The organism is Corynebacterium sp. ES2775-CONJ, from assembly GCF_024814515.1.
Taxonomy (GTDB): Bacteria; Actinomycetota; Actinomycetes; order Mycobacteriales; family Mycobacteriaceae; genus Corynebacterium.
The window spans coordinates 117744-134381 of the sequence record NZ_JANUXT010000006.1 but is presented as its reverse complement, the minus strand read 5'-3'; the positions used below and the strand labels follow the sequence as shown (position 1 = coordinate 134381).

Sequence of the window (16638 nt, the reverse complement as noted above, 5' to 3'; positions counted from 1 at the left end):
ACAAGGACGAGTCCGACGAAACCAAGGACGAAATCACCGACAAGGACGGCGACGGCATCGCTGACATCATCGATCCTGATAACCAAGATGGACCCAAGGGTGACATCGACGGCGACGGCATCGCCAATGCCAACGACCCTGATGCCGACAACGACGGCGTGAATAACGCTGACGAGAAGGCTGCAGGCACTAACCCGTTGAACAAAGACACCGACGGCGACGGTACTCCTGACGGTGAAGAAGACGCCGACAACGACGGCATCCTCAACAAGGACGAGTCCGACGTTCCGGCCGGCCCAGTCGACGACGTTGACGGCGACGGTCTCGGAGACACCACCATTACCGATAAGAACGGTAATGGCATCGCTGACATTGTTGATCCGACCTGGCCCAATAGTGATACAGGTTCCAGTAAGCCTGGTGACAACGCAGGATCCAGCAAGACTGGTGACGACGGTCTTTCGCCTGGTGCGATCGCCGGCATCATCACTGGCGTTCTCGGCGCGATCCTTCTGCTCCTGAACATCCCACAGATCGTGGCATTCTTCCAGGGAATCTTCCTTGTACCGGCTCCGACTCCTAAGAAAGAAGAGCCAATGAAGCCAGGTCTGAAGAAGGGCATCTCCAAGGGCAAAGGAATCATGAAGTAGATTCCCAGATCATTTATGCTAGCTTCCTAGCTACAGTCTGATCGGATCTCCCCTCGCAGTGAAAATTGCGAGGGGAGATTTTCTATTAGCGCACTGCTTTCATTGGGCCATATCCCCCAGTGCTAGCTTTTCTTGCAATTGTGCATCCTGTTGACTGAACTTGTAACTGCAAAGCCGTAATTTACTAATGTGGAGCCTATGCACAATACAAGTCAGATAGAGGTTGAAAGCAAATTCGATATAAGTAGTGAAGCCGCAGGCCCAAACTTAGATAAAGTCAAAGGAATTTCATCATTGGCAGCCACCGAGTTTCACAAACTCTCCGCACTGTACTATGACACTCCAGATCTCCGCCTCTGCCGAACGCGCATCACTTTGCGGTACCGTCATGGAGGGAAAGACGAAGGGTGGACCCTGAAGTTACCAGGAGAACGGGGTCGCATAGAGATCCACTCCTCCGCACCTGCTGATTGCGGTACACCTAAGTATTTAACCGACTTTATTGTTGCTGTTACTCGTGGAAAAGAATTAGTGCAGGTGGCAAGGATCGATAATCAGCGCGAAGAAACCGCTCTCCACGATAATGACGGTGTTGCGCTTCTGGAATTCTGTGATGACCATGTCAACACAGAATGCTTCATACCAGGCGGAAGAAATCTCACTTGGCGGGAATGGGAAATAGAACTAACCCAACCAGCCTTAGAGCGCAACGATGCATTCTTATTAATGGAGTCAGCGGCAGAAATTTTAAAATGTGCAGGCGCTCAACCTGCTAGCAGTCCATCAAAGCTCAGAAGCGCCCTTGGGCAAGCCTTTGACTTAGCCCCTACTCCACCACTACCTGCCTCACTGGATACCTGTTCTCCTGTTCATAACCTGTGGGAGATATTAGTACAAGCCAAAGACCAATTAATTGCCAGCGATATTGGATGGCGTTTGGATAAGGAAAACTCTCTCGAATCTTTAGGGACAGCGATCAATACACTTCTACAGTCACTAAGCGCTACGACAGACTTCTTTACAGCAGATCGATTGCAAGTTTTAGAACAAAGCCTGAGGACCCTAGCCAACAGCATCCAGCGCTGTCGGGAAGTTGGATTGGTTACGGATCTCGTCGACCGGGAATTTAGTTCCATCCTCCAAGAGGGTGTTGTTGATTCCGAGAGCACTTACACCATTACTCGGAATCTTGAGAACGAGCTGAGATCCCGCCTTCAATTCATGATCGCCCAGTTCACTCATCCGAGCTACTACGAGCTGCTCGATGAGCTCGACGCATTCCTATCCGATCCTCCCCTCGTTACCGCAGTATCAGCCGCTATTAAATACGATGACGGCCAAAATAATGACGCTCTCGCGGGAGGCCGCAAACGAAGTTTGGAAATCCTCAACAGGACTTACGAAAACCTATATCACGAGCTACGTGCCACTGATCAGCGGCTTAAGAATTCTCGAAACACACCGCACCATGTTGAACTATTATCCGAAATAGTAAATCAAACTCAGCAATTAGCTTTACTTGCTGAGTTATTGCCGAAGGACGGCGAAACCATTACCTCGAGCAAACTGGTTGCAAAAAATATCTGCGGTGCTCGGGATTACCTCGCAGGCCTCAATATGATCTCGGAAGCACAGCAAAGCGATGGCTTCAGCAGCGAAAGAGCCTACGTATATGGAATGGCCCTCCAGCGGGTCCGCCAATTCTTTCTAGAGGCGCTCGAGGAATACCATCGGGCGATGAATCGGCTCATAGAATGCGAAGGTGTCTAAGGAGAGCCCCAGTCATCGTCATCCTCTGCATCATTCTCGTCAGCTATTCGATTACGCTCCCGAGCGATTGCGAGCGCTTCCTCAGCTTCCTCGTAAGAGCCATAGGGGCCGAGGCGGTTGCTGAAACTACTGAGCTTGCCATGCTCCACTGCACCAGTTTCAATATTGTAATACCACTGGGTGTGTCCTCCATTGAGTGGAGTAATTTTCCGGGTTGATTCATGGGAAGACATTGGCCTACTTCCTTAGGTGATTAACTACCGCGCCAACTACTTATACTATGGACATTAGAGACTCTTACAGTAGTTACAAAGTATAGGTAAACGCATATGTGCTGAGCTTAAAGGAGATTGAAACTATGTCCATATGGTCCCCCACTCGTCCCCAGCCTTCGCAGCTCGTGCGGGACCTTACCGAACTCCATGTGGATCATTATGGGAAACGGCCGGATGCCATCGCAAGTGCTCCGGCTACGTGGGCTCTAATCGGTGACGGTACTGATCACGCTCAGGGGCTGACTCTTATGGGCTTAGGTCATCTGCGGTCAGCGGTGGCAGCAAGTCCTCGCTCAGATTTTAAAATCTCCGTGCACCTACATTCTCCCGATATCGCTAAAGCTGATTATTCTCACTCACACACGGAAAGCACTAAAGGCGATGAGGCTAACAAACACACGGGCGATATCACTCACCGTCTCATCAATGTAGTGCAATCACTCATGCAACGCCAGATGCTATCGCGGGACACTCAAGGCTTTGACATTACCATTTATAGCGAAATCCCATCTGGAGTGGGTTTGGGGGCTATGGCGGCCATTGAGTGTGCCTTCGCTTATGCGGTAGCTATGGAGCCCGAGGATATTTCCCATGCCCCCACCAAGGCTAAACTCGCCGAAGTGCTGCTTCAAGCGGCCACCTCCACGAGCACGTGTCCGCCACTTCGAGCCCGTTATACCGCCATGACGAGGGGGTTGGGTGAGATGACCAATATAATCGATTATGCGGACTTCTCCGTAACGCAGGCGGCTCCAGCGATCGGATCCGACACGGGAACACAGTCGTTTATTATCGCGCCATCTCAATTTGAATATGATGCTACCGAGATGACACAGCGGGAAGCCTTCGTGGACTACGCGACACGAGCTTTCGCTACGGATTCCTTAAGATCACTCCCCGACTTTGATACGCGAATTCTTTCGTGGCTAAAGGCGGTGCATAAGGTAGGGGCACACCAGGTTATACCCGAGCTCACCTATGTGCCAAGTGTAGAGAAGGCCCGCGTGTGGTTGGATTTTTACAGCGCCGAATTAGTGTTGGCACAAAAAGTTACCTCGCTACTTCGCTCGCGACGCCTCAGCGACGTGTATTCGCTACTCAATGCTTCTCATGATTTGATGGTGACAAATTTGGCTCTGAGCCATAATGAATACGAACTGGCTCAGCTTGTTCTCGACCGTGGTGCGCTCAGTGCACGGGCAACTCGAGCAGGTATTAGCAACGCTATTGTATCGATAGTTTCTGAAAAAAGAGCGAACAATATCGCCGCCGATTTAAGCGCGGACGGCCTCATAGTTATTCCGATGCACCCAGGAGAGCCTGCCCTGAAGCATTAACTCATGCACATGGTATTAAAGGCGAATGAGTCGGCCGATAAGCCGGATTCTGTCCCGATATACTCGGGGGCGATCATCCATCTGGGCCCTCTATTGCTAGAGACCTCAAGCAGCTACCCCGCAGACTCGGAAGAAAGCTCCTAATTGCGCCTGCGGCAGGCACACCCCCTATTCCTAGGGATGATGCGCCCTCTTGCCTTGCTCCCGGTGGGGTTTACATAGCCACCTGTGTCACCACAGATACTGGTGCGCTCTTACCGCACCCTTTCACCCTTACCGCCACGTCCATATATGCACGCAGCGGCGGTTTCCTTTCTGTTGCACTATCCCTCAGGTCACCCTGGGTTGCTGTTAGCAACCACCGTGCTTTCTTGGAGTCCGGACTTTCCTCGGCGCATCGTCTAATCTCACCCCATGAGGAAAAGTAGATACGTTGCGCCGCGATCGCCTGGCCGGCTCATTCGCGATTCAAAATCTTACCCCATTGACTTAATTCTTTGAAAGATAAGACGTGTTATTGAATTCGCGCATACAGCGCGGCCCGTCCGAATAAAACTCCACAGTCGACAGCGATGCCAGATCTAGATATAAGTGATACACCATCGACGGAGCACCCCCAAGGACTGCCCTAATAATGGATTTAATAGGGGTGACATGGCTGACAATCACAACGGTATCACCAGCGTGCTCTGCTAGCACTTCATTAAGGCCGGCCATCACGCGCTCATAAGCTGTGCTAAGGGATTCTCCCCCGGGGGCTGCAATCTCTGGATTCCCCAGCCATGACTGGTGAAACTCAGGATCTTTATCGTGGGCTTCTGTAAAACTCAACCCATCAAAATCTCCAAAATCAAGCTCTACAAAGGCATCGACGGTGGTGACCTCTAGGCCGAGTTCCGCGGCTACCGCCTGGGCAGTCTCCTGGCAGCGTTTAAGGGGGGAGCTGATAATGGCGCTGATATCGTCTCGATTGCGGAGATACTGCGCAGCGGCGGCAGCCTGCTGGGCACCGGTCTCATCAAGGGGTGGATCGCTGCGACCCGAGTATCGCTTGTGCGCGGAATACTCAGTCTGCCCATGACGCAAAAGCAGGAGCCGTGTGGGCTGCGTGGTTGCGCCATTCCACCGAGGAGTTGCCCCTTGGAACTCTTTGTGATCGCTGCCATTAAGATGCTGATTCTCTTCAGCTGGCTGAGATATTGTGGGGGCTTGAGCTGCGGATGTTTCCGGTTTCACGGGGGAATTTGGGGGAAGATCCACGTCGAAGATCAGCTGAGAGCCCGCCTCAGGGATGACACTTGGTTTCCGATCACGAGTCTTGGACTGAGCTGGCGCAGTCGGCTGCGAGTCTTTACCACGCTCGCCCTGAGTAGAACGAGCCGATGTTCCGGAGGATTTCAGGTGTGAGGTATCTGTATCCGGCTCCTGTGAAAAGGGCGAGCTAGGTTGCGGCGCAGCAGTATCACCTGTTGGTTTTCGGTCACCGCTCGACGCGAGAAAACCAACCGCAGCACCTTTGGCAAGGGCGTCCATGGCCTCATTTGCGAGGGCATCAGCGGCGGCATTGTCCTTGCGGGGCACCCATGTAAAAGTCACGCTCTTAAAAGACTTCATGACCCCGCGACACTTCAGGGCGAGCTCTTTCATATCGGGGTGCTTGATTTTCCAGCGCCCCGACATTTGCTCCACAATCAGTTTGGAATCGAGACGAAGATCTAAATCACTCGCCCCTAAGTCGCGAGCCGCTATGAGCCCATTGAGCAGGCCATAATATTCGGCAACATTATTAGTTGCTGTACCCACACAATAAGCAATGCGCTGTACTAGGTTGTTATCTGCGTCGTAGATGACGGTGCCCGCGCCGGCCACGCCCGGGTTTCCTCGCGAGCCTCCGTCGGAATAGATCACCAGCTTCATCTAGGCCCCTTGGATATTGCGGATGAGATAGGAGCCACAATCGGGGCATTGGGGGAGCTCATCGGCCGGGGTACGGCGGATCTCCGAGAGATCGGCAGGGGGCAGGATGATAAAGCACCCACCGCAACTGCGACCATTGAATTGGGCGGCGCCTACTCCATTCTCGAGGCGCTGCGCCTCGTATTCTGCAATAACATCGGCGGGGAGAGCCTGTCTAATCTCAGTAATGCGCGAGGCTCGATCGATAAGAGTGGTATCCTCACCTAGATTCTCAAGAGCCTTCTCAGCGTCTTCCACGCGTTTATCGGCGGCGGCGAGATCAGCACGACGAAGATCGATATTGGAGCGCAGCGCGTGGATGTGGTTGTGTGCTTCCTGGAGTTCGCCGGTGAGATCGGAGATTCGCGCATTAGAGGAATACAAGTCTTTTTCTAAGTCCTTGCGCAACTCCCTATCGGTTGCGGCAGAGAGCTGCCGTGCGGAGTCCTCCTTGCGGCGGCGCATCTTGCGCTCTTCTTCTTGGATACGCAGGATTTCCAATTCCATATCGTCGACAGCGAGCTGTGCTGCAGCGAGAGAATCACGAGCACGGCTGCGAATTTTCTTCGCAGCGTCTACTTCGCTTTGTTCTGCCGAGACCGCTGGAGCGATCCCGGTATCGCTAATGCGCTCAGCCGTGGCAAGTTCGAGGAGTAAGGGTTGCAGGTGGGATTCTAGTTTCACGGTTTGGTTTTGTCCTTGTGCCTTTTGGTCTAACTATCGAGTTCTCTTCTCACCCTAGCTTCGCACCTCATCACGGTATGCGGTATGTCCACCCAAGTGCGATGGCCCGCTGTTGACGATTATCGGGGGAAAATCCGCTCGTCATAAGCGCCAATACGATTAACAGCAGCGAATCACAATCGGAGATCGAGGTGGGCTGGAGTGTCTACAATTTTAAGGCTACTGCACATTGTTGAATCTGTAACTTCGTGCTGCGTATGCGCATGGGTTGCAGCCTTAAAATTCTGCTCCTCGCTTTATCACTGCACAGACAATTATGAGGCTATGACCAGCTTGCTACCCGGTAAGACAGTACAGGATTACCGTCGCTAACCGGTTGGGTGGGGGCCAAGGTTATTGGAGCCACAGTGTCCCTGCTTCGATTGCTGCCGCCGCGTTTTTCTTTTCTCATGCGCTATGATGCGCCCACCCACAGTACGTGGAAATCTAAAGACCTTAAGAGATCTCGCAGAAGAGGAAAACAAGGGGGTCCTTTGGTATGAACAAATAAAAAGCTGCTCCTCCACTCTGAACATTTGAGAGCAGATTTCAGGGGATGACCTTGCGCCAGAACTTGAACAGTCTGCTATCCCGCGAAGATGAAGCGGTGCGAAGATTGAGGCTGGTAAAGGGATGGAGCGCATTTTCTACTATCTCTCCAGCCTCCACGTCCCAGGAGTAAAAAAGGGGGCCTTGGTAAGCCCCCCCTTTTTTCGCTTACGCGGCATCAAGCACCGCCAGTTCTCCACCGTAAGGTGCACATCCTGCACACCCGGTCTTGGGCTCCTTGGCCGTGAGTGCCTCCGCTGGTGGGTGCCTCTGATTGTGGGACTTAGTGTTCTGGGTGTGCCGAGAGCGTCCACGGATCGGTCCGACAGTTTAGAACCTCAATATCAAGCTCGGGGTGGGCCTGGCGGAGGATCTCTTGCGCTTGTAAGGTCCAGGGGTATTCGCTAGCCCAGTGGGCGGTATCAATAACCAGCGGACCACCGGCACGCAGGTGCTCATCCACAGGGTGATGGCGCAGATCGCTCGTGAGATAAACATCTACGCCGAGTTGTCTCACCTTCTCTAAGAAACTATCGCCCGAGCCGGAGCTCACAGCGATCGTTTGCACCATGCGCTCTGGGGCACCTGCGGCTCTAATCCCCCACACCGTCTCAGGCAGTGCATTGGCGACCTGTTGCACGAAATCAGCAAAGCGCATGGGCTCTGGGAGCTCGCCTATTCTACCCAGACCCGGCGCGCTATCGAGCTGCGTGGTGGGGGCTAGTGGGGTGATATCAAAGGCTGGCTCTTCATACGGGTGCGCGCTGCGGAGAGTGTCCATAAGGCGTGCGCGCAATCCTCGCGCGGCGACGAACTCAATGCGGACCTCCTTGAGGGTTTCTTTTTCTCCGGCGGTCCCGATCGTGGGGTTGGCATATGTGCCAGCCCGGAATTCTCCTTGACCCTCCCATTGGAAGGCGCACTCGGTATAGTCACCAATTGCCCCGGCGCCTATGGCAAAAAGTGCTTCTTTTAAGTCTGTGGCATGCTCTGGGGGAATATGGACTCCCCATTTATCGAGGGGGTCGAGCTGCGGTGCAATGGGGCGCCCTGGGGTGATTCCCACCAGCTCGGCTAATTTGTCATTGACTCCGGGGCGCGCGCTATCGGCGTTGGTATGGGCTGAGAATAGAGCGCAGCCTGAGCGGATCAGTGAATGCACGATACGCCCTTTGGGGGTATGAGCGGCCACGGAGGTGACCCCGCGCATGAGGAGGGGGTGGTGGGTGATAAGCAGGTCGGCGCCGCGCGCGATGGCTTGATCGACAACGTCATCGGTGCAGTCGAGGGCGAGGCATATAGTTTTTACTTCTGCTTCAAGGTCACCGCATACCAGCCCGACGGCGTCCCAGCTTTCGGCAAGATGGGGCGGGTAGGCCTGATCGAGGGTGTGGATTATATCTTTAAGGTGCATTATCTTCGCCTATTTCTTTGGGGAGAAAACTATCTGTTTTTGTTGAGCTGTTCCCACTCTAGGTGCCCATACTGAGAGCTAACAATCATATTGTCGCCGCGGGCGGCTGTTATGTGAACCAACTGTGGCCACGGGGCGCGCTTGAGGGGTTCGTATCTAGCAAAACCTCTTCGCGGAAGGCGGCAATCAGCTTTTCAACTTCGGAACTATCTCTGAGCGCTAACCGCCAATATTCTTGGTCAAGACCAGGGAAGCTCTCGCACCCTCTGACCGCGATTCCTCTTGAGCGAAGCCTTCTTCGTAGCTGCTCATTCCCCCCACGAACCAGCAGGAAGGGGGCGGAAGAGTTACTAGCTATGGTCAGACCCGCTGCTTCTAGCTGTGGAATCATTGCCGTGCGCTTGGCGCTCATCTCTGCACGCGCTAGCTCTAGATGACCCTGAGGTATCCCTATTTCAAAGACAGCGCGCGCCGCAGCGATCGCAAGGGAGCTCACCGGCCAATGGGCGCGCCGACGGCATAATTCTCGCAAGGTAGCGGGGCCAGCTATGAGGTAACCGACTCGTAGACCAGCGAGCCCCCAGGTTTTCGTTAGCGAGCGCGCCACGATCACTCGCCCTGGACCTGCTGCTATAGCACCGGCCATAGAGTATTCTTCGCTCACACAATCGAGGAAGGCTTCATCAACGACAAGCGTTCGGCCTGGCTTTCGCAGCGTGGCCAGCTGCGCCGGAGTAAAAACCTGGCCTGTTGGATTCGTGGGGTTGCCAATAATCACCATATCGATGTGATCGGGAATCTCAGGCAGCTGATCAAAAGGGGGATCCACGATGAGCTGCTCTGGAGTGTAGCCAGCGTCGATAAGCATGAGCTCGGGCTCGCAGAAGCCAGGGTGGATCACCGCTGGGTGCGCTGGTTTAAGGTGCGGTAGCATCGCGAAACCCTCGGAGGCGCCGCTTATTAACAGAATATGATCGGGTGGGACCTGATGATAATCAGCAATCAATTCTTCCACTTTCTCTACCTCTGGGGCCGCTGGGTACCGGTGGATCTCCCCGAGCGCATCGATAAGTGCAGTGCGTAGCCATGGTGGTGGTGGCCCTGTGACATTGACCGCGAAATCGAGGTGGGCCCCGAGGGCGTCGGTATCGCCGTGGGTTCGAGAAAGCATGGCTACCACTTTAATAGTAGGAGAAAAATCTGTGGCACTATAGAGCGTATGGCCCTGCTGATCTTCGACGTCGACGGAACACTCATCGACTCCGCACCTGGGATTATCCACAGCGTGCGGCGTGCCCTTAATGATCTGGGGGTTCCAGACCCTGATCAGCAGTGGTTTCAGGATCTCCTCGGACCACAGATTAATGTCAGTTTTGCCCGTATCGGTTTAGGCGATGAGGCCGTAGGGCGGTTTCGGGGCTATTATCTCGACTCCGGCATCCAACACGCGTCGGTATACCCTGGCATCATCGACGTGCTCGAGGTTGCGCTAAATAAGGGGCATGTGCTGGTCACGGCGACTAATAAACCTCAGGCCACGGCTGAAAAATTTCTGCAGATTCATGGCCTCGCCGATTATTTTGCAGCGATTATTGGCTCCACCCCAGAGCGTGATTCCAAAGAAAAGGTCATTGCCCAGGCTCTTGCTAAATCGCGACCGGAAGAGACCACGCTTATGATTGGCGATCGGGACCACGATATTCTTGGCGCTCGGCTCAATGGGATTCCCGCTGCGGCCGCGACGTGGGGCTATGGGAGCGCTCACGAGTGGGAGCAGGCCCGCTATAAGTTAACCAGACCTGCTGATTTGAAAGGATTACTATGAGTTATCACATCACTGTGCTGTGCACGGGGAATATCTGCCGCTCCCCCATGGGCGACGTGATCTTAAACGATGCGATAACCACAGCGAACTTTAAAGATCTCGTTCGCGTGGACTCCTGCGGCACCGGCGGCTGGCATATCGGCCAGGGCGCCGATAAACGTGCAGTCGCCGAACTGAACAAGGCTGGATATGACGGCTCGCAGCATCGCGCCCAACAGTTTGGCGAGGACTTCGAGAACGCCGATCTCATCATAGCGATGGATCAATCCCATGTGGATTTCCTCAAAAACTACGGAGTGAATCCCTCTCGAGTACGCCTCCTGCGCAGCTTTGATCCCGATGCGGATTCCCTCGAGGTGGAGGACCCCTATTATGGTTATCCTTCGGATTTTGAGGTGGCCCGGGTGCAGATTGAACGGGCTGTTCCAGGTATCTTGAATTTCTTGCGTCACGAACTTGATCTCGACGAGTAGATCATGATGCGTTCTCGTCCCACCACCACTGGCATTAAAGCATTTCTTAGCCCCGGCTGGGTTATCACCACTCTCCTGGTCGTGGCATTTTCCTATGCGGCTTTTACCATTTTGTCCCCATGGCAGTTAAACAAAGACGCCATGATCGTCTCCCGCAATGCCCATATTGAACAAGCCTTCAAAGAGGCTCCGCAGCCTTATGAAGAAATCTTCGATGCCTCGGGGGCAATTACCAATGATCAAGAATGGATGCGGGTCAGTCTGACCGGGCATTATCTCCCCGATCAGGCGGTAACCCTACGGCTGCGGCCCGTAGGTGGCACCCCTGCGTACCACTCACTGACCCCTTTTCAGCTCGACTCCGGTCCAACAATCCTCATCAATCGAGGTTTTATCCCATCAAAGGCCGGATCAACCACAGTCATCCCGCCGGCACCCACCGGAGAAACCACGATTATTGCTCATGCTCGCACCAATGAATCTGTGCCCTCGACTCAGCCTATGACCTCGACTCAACCTATCCAGGTCTACGGCATTAATACTGCACAGATCGCTGAGCTTACCGGGGCTGATCTGGGGCGAGATTACGCGCAATTAGCTGAAGATCAGCCCGGTGGATTACAAACCATCCCCATCCCTAAGCTGGATCGAGGTAATCATCTCTCCTACGGTTTCCAGTGGATCGCCTTTGGGGTGATGGCCCCATTGGGTCTGGGATATTTCATTCTCACGGAATCAAAAGAGCGTAGGCGGGCACGCGAGGAAGAAGAGCAGATGGCCCAATTGGCAAGCGATCATCCCAGTGGCCCCGACCCGCTACGTACAGATATACCGGCTGAAGACACCATAGAGAAGAACCAAGAGTCAAGCCTAGAGGACGCAATTGATAGAAAGATGCGCTCTCGCTACGGTGACCAGAAGCGCAACTACTACCAGCGCGATTACTGACAATCCCAGCAACACGTGGGGGGGTATCGCCGATTTAAGGGGTTGAGCGCTTCTTATGTGCTCGCCATATGAGCGGGAGCGCGATGGCGAAATACGTACCCCATTGGGTAAAGCGGGAGAGCTTAATGGCCCTCTTAATTGCTGGCACATCTGGGGGTTGGCCGAAACCTAGAATGGGTCGCATTTCCACCCCATGGTGGTAGTGCGTTGGACCTCCGAGTTGTATTCCTAGCGCGGCGGCAGCGGTGGCTTCCACGGGCCCTGCATTAGGGCTGGGATGATGGGGGGCCTGGGTACGTAGCGCTCGTATCCCCTCGGGCAATCGACCCGTCCTAAGCGCATAGATAAGGTGGAAGAAGGTTGTCACCCGGGCCGGAATATATGCGGCTATATCATCGAGCTGTGCCGCCGCCCACCCAAATTCTTGATAGCGAGGGTTCTTATACCCCACCATGGCGTCGAGAGTATTAATAGTGCGATGAAAAACCACTCCCGCTGGGCCACAGAGTGCCCAGCACAGCGGGGCTATCGCAGAATCAGAGGTATTTTCTGCCAATGATTCCGTGGTAGCACGGGCCATCTCGGCGCGGTTGAGTAGCTCAGGGTCGCGCGAACATAACCAAGGGATATAGGAGCGGGCGTGCTCGTCATCCCCAGCTTCGAGCGCGGATGCCATTCTATCCCCAATTCTCTCTAAGGTGGTGCCACCGAGTGAGGAAAAAAGGCTAAGTCCTAGGAGAAGATCGCGTCCGCGTGGGGGCAGCATTCTACTGATAGCTAGAGTTGAAACTACTGGAGGGATAACGGTGAGTGCCACATAGGCGGCCCCAGCTGTGCGGGTGGGTTGATAAATTCTCTTTTCAACCCATATTGCATACCGGCCAAAGATAGCTACCGGGTGGTACGCATTAGGGGGGTCACCGCATAAACGATCAGCAGCCATGCCTAAGGTGATACCTAGAAACATGGCTGCTGATCTTTTCTCTTGGTGCGCCCTGACGGGCTCGAACCGCCGACCTGCTGGGTGTAAACCAGCTGCTCTCCCAGCTGAGCTAAAGGCGCTTATACTCGCTGTGTACGTCTTGCGTACTGCAACGAGTAGTTACTCTAACAGTAAATCTTTAGGTTATACAAAACAGCAGCTTATACACGTTAACACAGATCTTTTTAACGAGCGCTGCTACCGCTTTAACTGTGCTTGACTCCACCTGGCACCAGGCAGGACCCTTGCCATTGGCTAAGGCGCTCCGCCTTAGTTTGTACGAGCCCGGCAAGCTGTGCTGCTTCGGAGATGATTCCCGGCTCGAGAGCGCCTAGTTGCCCAGTTCCTGGGGTTAAAAGCCAAATACAGCCTCCCTCATCGAGGACTCGAATGGTGTCGACGAGGGTATCGACAAGGTCGCCGTCTTCGCTGCGCCACCACAAAAGGACGGCATCGCAGGGTTCAATCGAGTCTTCGTCGATAAGCTCGGAGCCAATGACGTCTTCGACTGCTTCACTGATGGTTGTGTCGCAGTCTTCGTCCCAACCTATTTCTTGGACTACCATCCCGGGTTTGAAGCCGAGACGCTCGGTGCCGGTGGTAGGAGTATTCTGATTCAAATCTTCAGCGTTCATCAGAAGACCAGAATACAAGCATTCCTGCTTTTCTACACCTTCAATCCTCGGCCGCTTCCTCACCTTTACCCCCATGTGGTGAGGGGCACGACATAAATGCTTTTCCTAGTTATCCACCACAGGGCCATAAAGGTGCATCAAGGCGAAAGGGGCGGCACTACCTAAAATGGTGGCAAGGCACGTAAAGTAAAAAGTTAACGTAGTCTGTCTATAGACTATGAGGGGAGTTGCACCCACTCTTTCGGGGTCTTTTCCTCCCCCTGAAGCTGCGCGCTCTCACGTTCGCTGTGAGTTTGGGCAATCTGATAACTACATATTTTTTACTAACCCCAATTACCCCCCCCCTTGGAGGTGTGGAATGGCTGAACCAGTAAACGGTAAGCACACAGAAGACACCAATTTCGCCATGATCCGTGACGGCGTGGCCAGTTACTTAAACGACGTTGATCCTGAAGAGACTCGCGAATGGATGGAATCACTCGACGGCATGCTCGCCGATTCCAGTCCGGAGCGTGCTCGTTTTATCATGCTACGACTACTCGAGCGCGCCTCGGCGAAGCGCGTCCCGCTGCCGCCGATGACCTCGACCGATTATGTCAATACCATCCCTACCACCATGGAGCCGGAATTTCCCGGCGATGAGAGTATTGAAAAGCGCTACCGGCGGTGGATGCGATGGAATGCCGCAGTGATGGTTCACCGCGCGCAGCGCCCTGGTATCGGTGTTGGTGGCCATATCTCCACCTATGCTGGTGCCGCTCCCCTCTACGAGGTTGGCTTTAACCATTTCTTTAGGGGTAAAGATCACCCAGGTGGCGGCGATCATATCTTCTTCCAGGGACATGCATCTCCTGGTATCTATGCCCGCGCCTACCTCGAAGGTCGCCTATCCGAGGATGATCTTGATGGATTCCGCCAAGAAGTATCCCGCCCGCAGGGTGGTATACCTTCCTATCCACACCCGCACGGAATGACCGATTTCTGGGAATTCCCCACGGTGTCTATGGGTTTGGGCCCTATGGATGCGATCTATCAGGCTCGCTTCAACCGTTACCTGCACAACCGCGGTATTAAAGATACCTCGCAGCAGCATGTCTGGGCCTTCCTTGGTGATGGCGAAATGGACGAGCCCGAGTCGCGTGGCCTCATTCAGCTAGCCGCTTTGAATAATCTCGATAACTTGACCTTTGTTATTAACTGCAACCTGCAGCGTCTCGATGGTCCTGTGCGTGGTAATACCAAGATCATTCAAGAGCTCGAGTCATTCTTCCGCGGCGCTGGCTGGTCGGTTATTAAGGTTATTTGGGGTCGTGAGTGGGATAAACTTTTCGACGCCGACAAGGAAGGCGCCCTGGTGGAATTGATGAATACCACCCCCGATGGCGATTTCCAGACCTATAAGGCCAATGACGGCGCCTATGTGCGCGAGCACTTCTTTAATAGGGATGAGCGTACCGCCAAGCTAGTCGAGGATTGGACTGATGATGAGATCTGGCGCCTGCCTCGTGGTGGACACGATTACCGTAAGGTTTATGCCGCGTATAAGCGCGCGATGGAAGTCAAGGATCGCCCCACGGTTATCCTCGCGCATACCATCAAGGGCTACGGCTTAGGCCATAACTTCGAGGGCCGCAATGCGACCCACCAGATGAAGAAGATTACTCTCGAGGATCTCAAAGTCTTCCGCGATAAGATGGAAATCCCCATTAGCGATGAGGTTTTGGAAAAGGATCCTTATCTGCCTCCGTATTATCACCCGGGTCCAGATTCCGAAGAGATCAAATATATGATCGAGCGCCGTAAGGAACTCGGCGGATATCTCCCCGAGCGCCGCGTGGACTATACCCCCATCCAGGTGCCGCCTATTGAGAAGATGCGCAGCCTCCGCAAGGGTTCCGGGAAGCAGCAAGTTGCTACCACAATGGCGGTCGTCCGTGCCTTCAAGGAACTCATGCGCGATAAGGATCTCGGCCGGCGCGTGGTGCCTATCATCCCCGATGAGGCTCGTACCTTCGGTATGGACTCCTGGTTCCCCACCATGGGTATTTATAATCCTCATGGTCAAAACTACGTGCCCGTCGATCACGATCTGATGCTCTCCTATAAGGAGAGCAAGGATGGTCAGATCATGCACGAGGGTATTAATGAGGCGGGATCGGCTGCCGCCTTTATGGCTGCCGGTACCTCCTATGCCACCCACGGCGAGGCCATGATCCCGCTGTATATCTTCTACTCGATGTTCGGCTTCCAGCGCACCGGCGATTCCTTCTGGGCTGCCGGCGACCAAATGGCTCGAGGCTTCATCTTAGGCGCCACCGCTGGGCGCACCACGCTCACGGGTGAAGGCCTGCAGCATATGGATGGCCATTCCCAGATTCTGGCCTCTACCAACCCGGCAGTAGTGTCCTACGATCCCGCCTTTGCCTACGAGGTTGCCCACCTGCTCCACGAAGGTATTGACCGTATGTACGGTCCAGGCCGCGGTGAGAATGTCATGTACTATCTCACCATCTACAATGAGCCCATCACGCAGCCAGCGGAGCCCGAGGATCTTGATATCGAGGGTCTCCACAAGGGCATGTACCTGTGGAAGAAGGCCGAGGAGACACAGTCGCACGAGGTTTCTCTCCTTGCTTCTGGTATCGGGATGCAGCAGGCCATCAGGGCCCAGGAGATTTTGGCTAATGATTATGATGTAGCCGCCAATATCTTCTCTGTCACCTCGTGGGTCGAGCTTGCTCGCGAGGGTCACGCTAAGTCGAGGGAGCAGTTACGCCACCCCGAAAAGACCATCGAGGAAGCATTTGCGACACGCCAGTTGAAGAAGGCTCGAGGCCCGTATATTGCAGTCTCGGATTTCGCCACCGATTTGCAGGAGCAAATTCGTGCTTTCGTCCCCGGTGATTACACCACCTTAGGTGCCGATGGTTTCGGCTTCTCCGATACTCGCGAAGCAGCCCGTCGCTTCTTCAATATCGATGCTGAATCTGTTGTGGTTGCTGCTCTCAGTGCTCTCGCGCGCGACGGTCAACTTGATATCTCCGTTGCCGCCGAGGCCGCTCAGCGATTCCACATCACGGATCCAACAAAGGCCTAGGTCC

The 16638-nt window shown here is 54.1% G+C and carries 13 protein-coding genes, 1 tRNA gene, 1 other RNA gene and 1 pseudogene; 7 read left to right on the top strand and 9 right to left on the bottom strand.

Annotated elements, in window-relative coordinates:
- Positions 1 to 650, top strand: a pseudogene (locus tag NXT01_RS08485) (hypothetical protein); the annotation flags it as partial.
- Between the two features lie 198 nt (positions 651 to 848).
- Positions 849 to 2420: a CYTH domain-containing protein gene (locus NXT01_RS08480; RefSeq protein WP_259080021.1), complete on the top strand. Its 1572-nt coding sequence runs from the start codon at positions 849 to 851 to the stop codon at positions 2418 to 2420.
- Here NXT01_RS08480 and NXT01_RS08475 read toward each other — a convergent pair.
- Positions 2417 to 2653 (bottom strand): hypothetical protein, encoded by a 237-nt coding sequence (locus tag NXT01_RS08475; RefSeq protein ID WP_259080019.1) that lies wholly within the window; start codon positions 2651 to 2653, stop codon positions 2417 to 2419. The two genes, NXT01_RS08480 and NXT01_RS08475, sit on opposite strands and share 4 nt — an antisense overlap.
- Positions 2654 to 2778: 125 nt before the next feature.
- Here NXT01_RS08475 and NXT01_RS08470 point away from each other — a divergent pair, with 125 nt between their 5' ends.
- Positions 2779 to 4032 (top strand): galactokinase family protein, encoded by a 1254-nt coding sequence (locus NXT01_RS08470; RefSeq protein WP_259080013.1) that lies wholly within the window; start codon positions 2779 to 2781, stop codon positions 4030 to 4032.
- Between the two features lie 22 nt (positions 4033 to 4054).
- Here NXT01_RS08470 and rnpB read toward each other — a convergent pair.
- The 5 genes from rnpB to cobC form a co-directional block, all read right to left on the bottom strand.
- Positions 4055 to 4492: RNase P RNA component class A (gene rnpB / locus NXT01_RS08465), an RNA gene on the bottom strand.
- A 29-nt stretch (positions 4493 to 4521) separates the two neighbouring features.
- Positions 4522 to 5949: a bifunctional RNase H/acid phosphatase gene (locus tag NXT01_RS08460; RefSeq protein ID WP_259080011.1), complete on the bottom strand. Its 1428-nt coding sequence runs from the start codon at positions 5947 to 5949 to the stop codon at positions 4522 to 4524.
- Positions 5950 to 6672, bottom strand: a complete 723-nt coding sequence (locus tag NXT01_RS08455; RefSeq protein ID WP_259080009.1) for a zinc ribbon domain-containing protein — start codon at positions 6670 to 6672, stop codon at positions 5950 to 5952.
- 871 nt (positions 6673 to 7543) lie between these two features.
- Positions 7544 to 8674 (bottom strand): Nif3-like dinuclear metal center hexameric protein, encoded by a 1131-nt coding sequence (locus tag NXT01_RS08450; RefSeq protein WP_259080007.1) that lies wholly within the window; start codon positions 8672 to 8674, stop codon positions 7544 to 7546.
- A gap of 109 nt (positions 8675 to 8783) precedes the next feature.
- Complete coding sequence (cobC, locus tag NXT01_RS08445; protein WP_259080005.1) at positions 8784 to 9845, bottom strand: Rv2231c family pyridoxal phosphate-dependent protein CobC; 1062 nt, start codon at positions 9843 to 9845, stop codon at positions 8784 to 8786.
- A 48-nt stretch (positions 9846 to 9893) separates the two neighbouring features.
- Between cobC and NXT01_RS08440 the strand changes: the two genes are divergently transcribed.
- The 3 genes from NXT01_RS08440 to NXT01_RS08430 are packed head-to-tail and all read left to right on the top strand — an operon-like array spanning position 9894 to position 11920.
- Positions 9894 to 10499 carry an HAD-IA family hydrolase gene (locus tag NXT01_RS08440; RefSeq protein WP_259080003.1) on the top strand — a complete coding sequence of 202 codons (606 nt, stop codon included), beginning with the start codon at positions 9894 to 9896 and terminating at the stop codon, positions 10497 to 10499.
- A complete protein-coding gene (locus NXT01_RS08435) occupies positions 10496 to 10972 on the top strand; it encodes a low molecular weight protein-tyrosine-phosphatase (protein ID WP_259080002.1) in 477 nt (158 codons plus the stop codon). The genes NXT01_RS08440 and NXT01_RS08435 overlap by 4 nt, the downstream gene beginning before the upstream one ends.
- Positions 10973 to 10975: 3 nt before the next feature.
- A complete protein-coding gene (locus NXT01_RS08430; protein ID WP_259080000.1) occupies positions 10976 to 11920 on the top strand; it encodes an SURF1 family protein in 945 nt (314 codons plus the stop codon).
- Between the two features lie 34 nt (positions 11921 to 11954).
- Here NXT01_RS08430 and cbiB read toward each other — a convergent pair whose 3' ends face one another.
- The 3 genes from cbiB to NXT01_RS08415 all read right to left on the bottom strand — a co-directional run bounded on the left by cbiB (position 11955) and on the right by NXT01_RS08415 (position 13537).
- Positions 11955 to 12887 (bottom strand): adenosylcobinamide-phosphate synthase CbiB, encoded by a 933-nt coding sequence (gene cbiB / locus NXT01_RS08425; protein ID WP_259079998.1) that lies wholly within the window; start codon positions 12885 to 12887, stop codon positions 11955 to 11957.
- A gap of 19 nt (positions 12888 to 12906) precedes the next feature.
- Positions 12907 to 12982 (bottom strand) — tRNA-Val (locus NXT01_RS08420).
- 126 nt (positions 12983 to 13108) lie between these two features.
- The gene (locus tag NXT01_RS08415) at positions 13109 to 13537 is read right to left on the bottom strand and encodes a DUF3052 domain-containing protein (RefSeq protein WP_259079989.1); all 429 of its coding nucleotides are present in this window, start codon (positions 13535 to 13537) and stop codon (positions 13109 to 13111) included.
- Positions 13538 to 13895: 358 nt separating this feature from the next.
- Between NXT01_RS08415 and aceE the strand changes: the two genes are divergently transcribed.
- Positions 13896 to 16634 (top strand): pyruvate dehydrogenase (acetyl-transferring), homodimeric type, encoded by a 2739-nt coding sequence (gene aceE, locus NXT01_RS08410; protein WP_259079987.1) that lies wholly within the window; start codon positions 13896 to 13898, stop codon positions 16632 to 16634.
- The last annotated feature ends 4 nt before the right edge of the window (positions 16635 to 16638 follow it).

Bases quoted from the DNA above. Each gene is read 5' to 3' on its own strand.
- NXT01_RS08480 (WP_259080021.1), top strand. From the start codon at position 849: ATGCACAATACAAGTCAGATAGAGGTTGAAAGCAAATTCGATATAAGT.
- NXT01_RS08475 (WP_259080019.1), bottom strand. From the start codon at position 2,653: ATGTCTTCCCATGAATCAACCCGGAAAATTACTCCACTCAATGGAGGA.
- NXT01_RS08470 (WP_259080013.1), top strand. From the start codon at position 2,779: ATGTCCATATGGTCCCCCACTCGTCCCCAGCCTTCGCAGCTCGTGCGG.
- NXT01_RS08460 (WP_259080011.1), bottom strand. From the start codon at position 5,949: ATGAAGCTGGTGATCTATTCCGACGGAGGCTCGCGAGGAAACCCGGGC.
- NXT01_RS08450 (WP_259080007.1), bottom strand. From the start codon at position 8,674: ATGCACCTTAAAGATATAATCCACACCCTCGATCAGGCCTACCCGCCC.
- cobC (WP_259080005.1), bottom strand. From the start codon at position 9,845: ATGCTTTCTCGAACCCACGGCGATACCGACGCCCTCGGGGCCCACCTC.
- NXT01_RS08440 (WP_259080003.1), top strand. From the start codon at position 9,894: ATGGCCCTGCTGATCTTCGACGTCGACGGAACACTCATCGACTCCGCA.
- NXT01_RS08435 (WP_259080002.1), top strand. From the start codon at position 10,496: ATGAGTTATCACATCACTGTGCTGTGCACGGGGAATATCTGCCGCTCC.
- NXT01_RS08430 (WP_259080000.1), top strand. From the start codon at position 10,976: ATGATGCGTTCTCGTCCCACCACCACTGGCATTAAAGCATTTCTTAGC.
- cbiB (WP_259079998.1), bottom strand. From the start codon at position 12,887: ATGTTTCTAGGTATCACCTTAGGCATGGCTGCTGATCGTTTATGCGGT.
- NXT01_RS08415 (WP_259079989.1), bottom strand. From the start codon at position 13,537: ATGAACGCTGAAGATTTGAATCAGAATACTCCTACCACCGGCACCGAG.
- aceE (WP_259079987.1), top strand. From the start codon at position 13,896: ATGGCTGAACCAGTAAACGGTAAGCACACAGAAGACACCAATTTCGCC.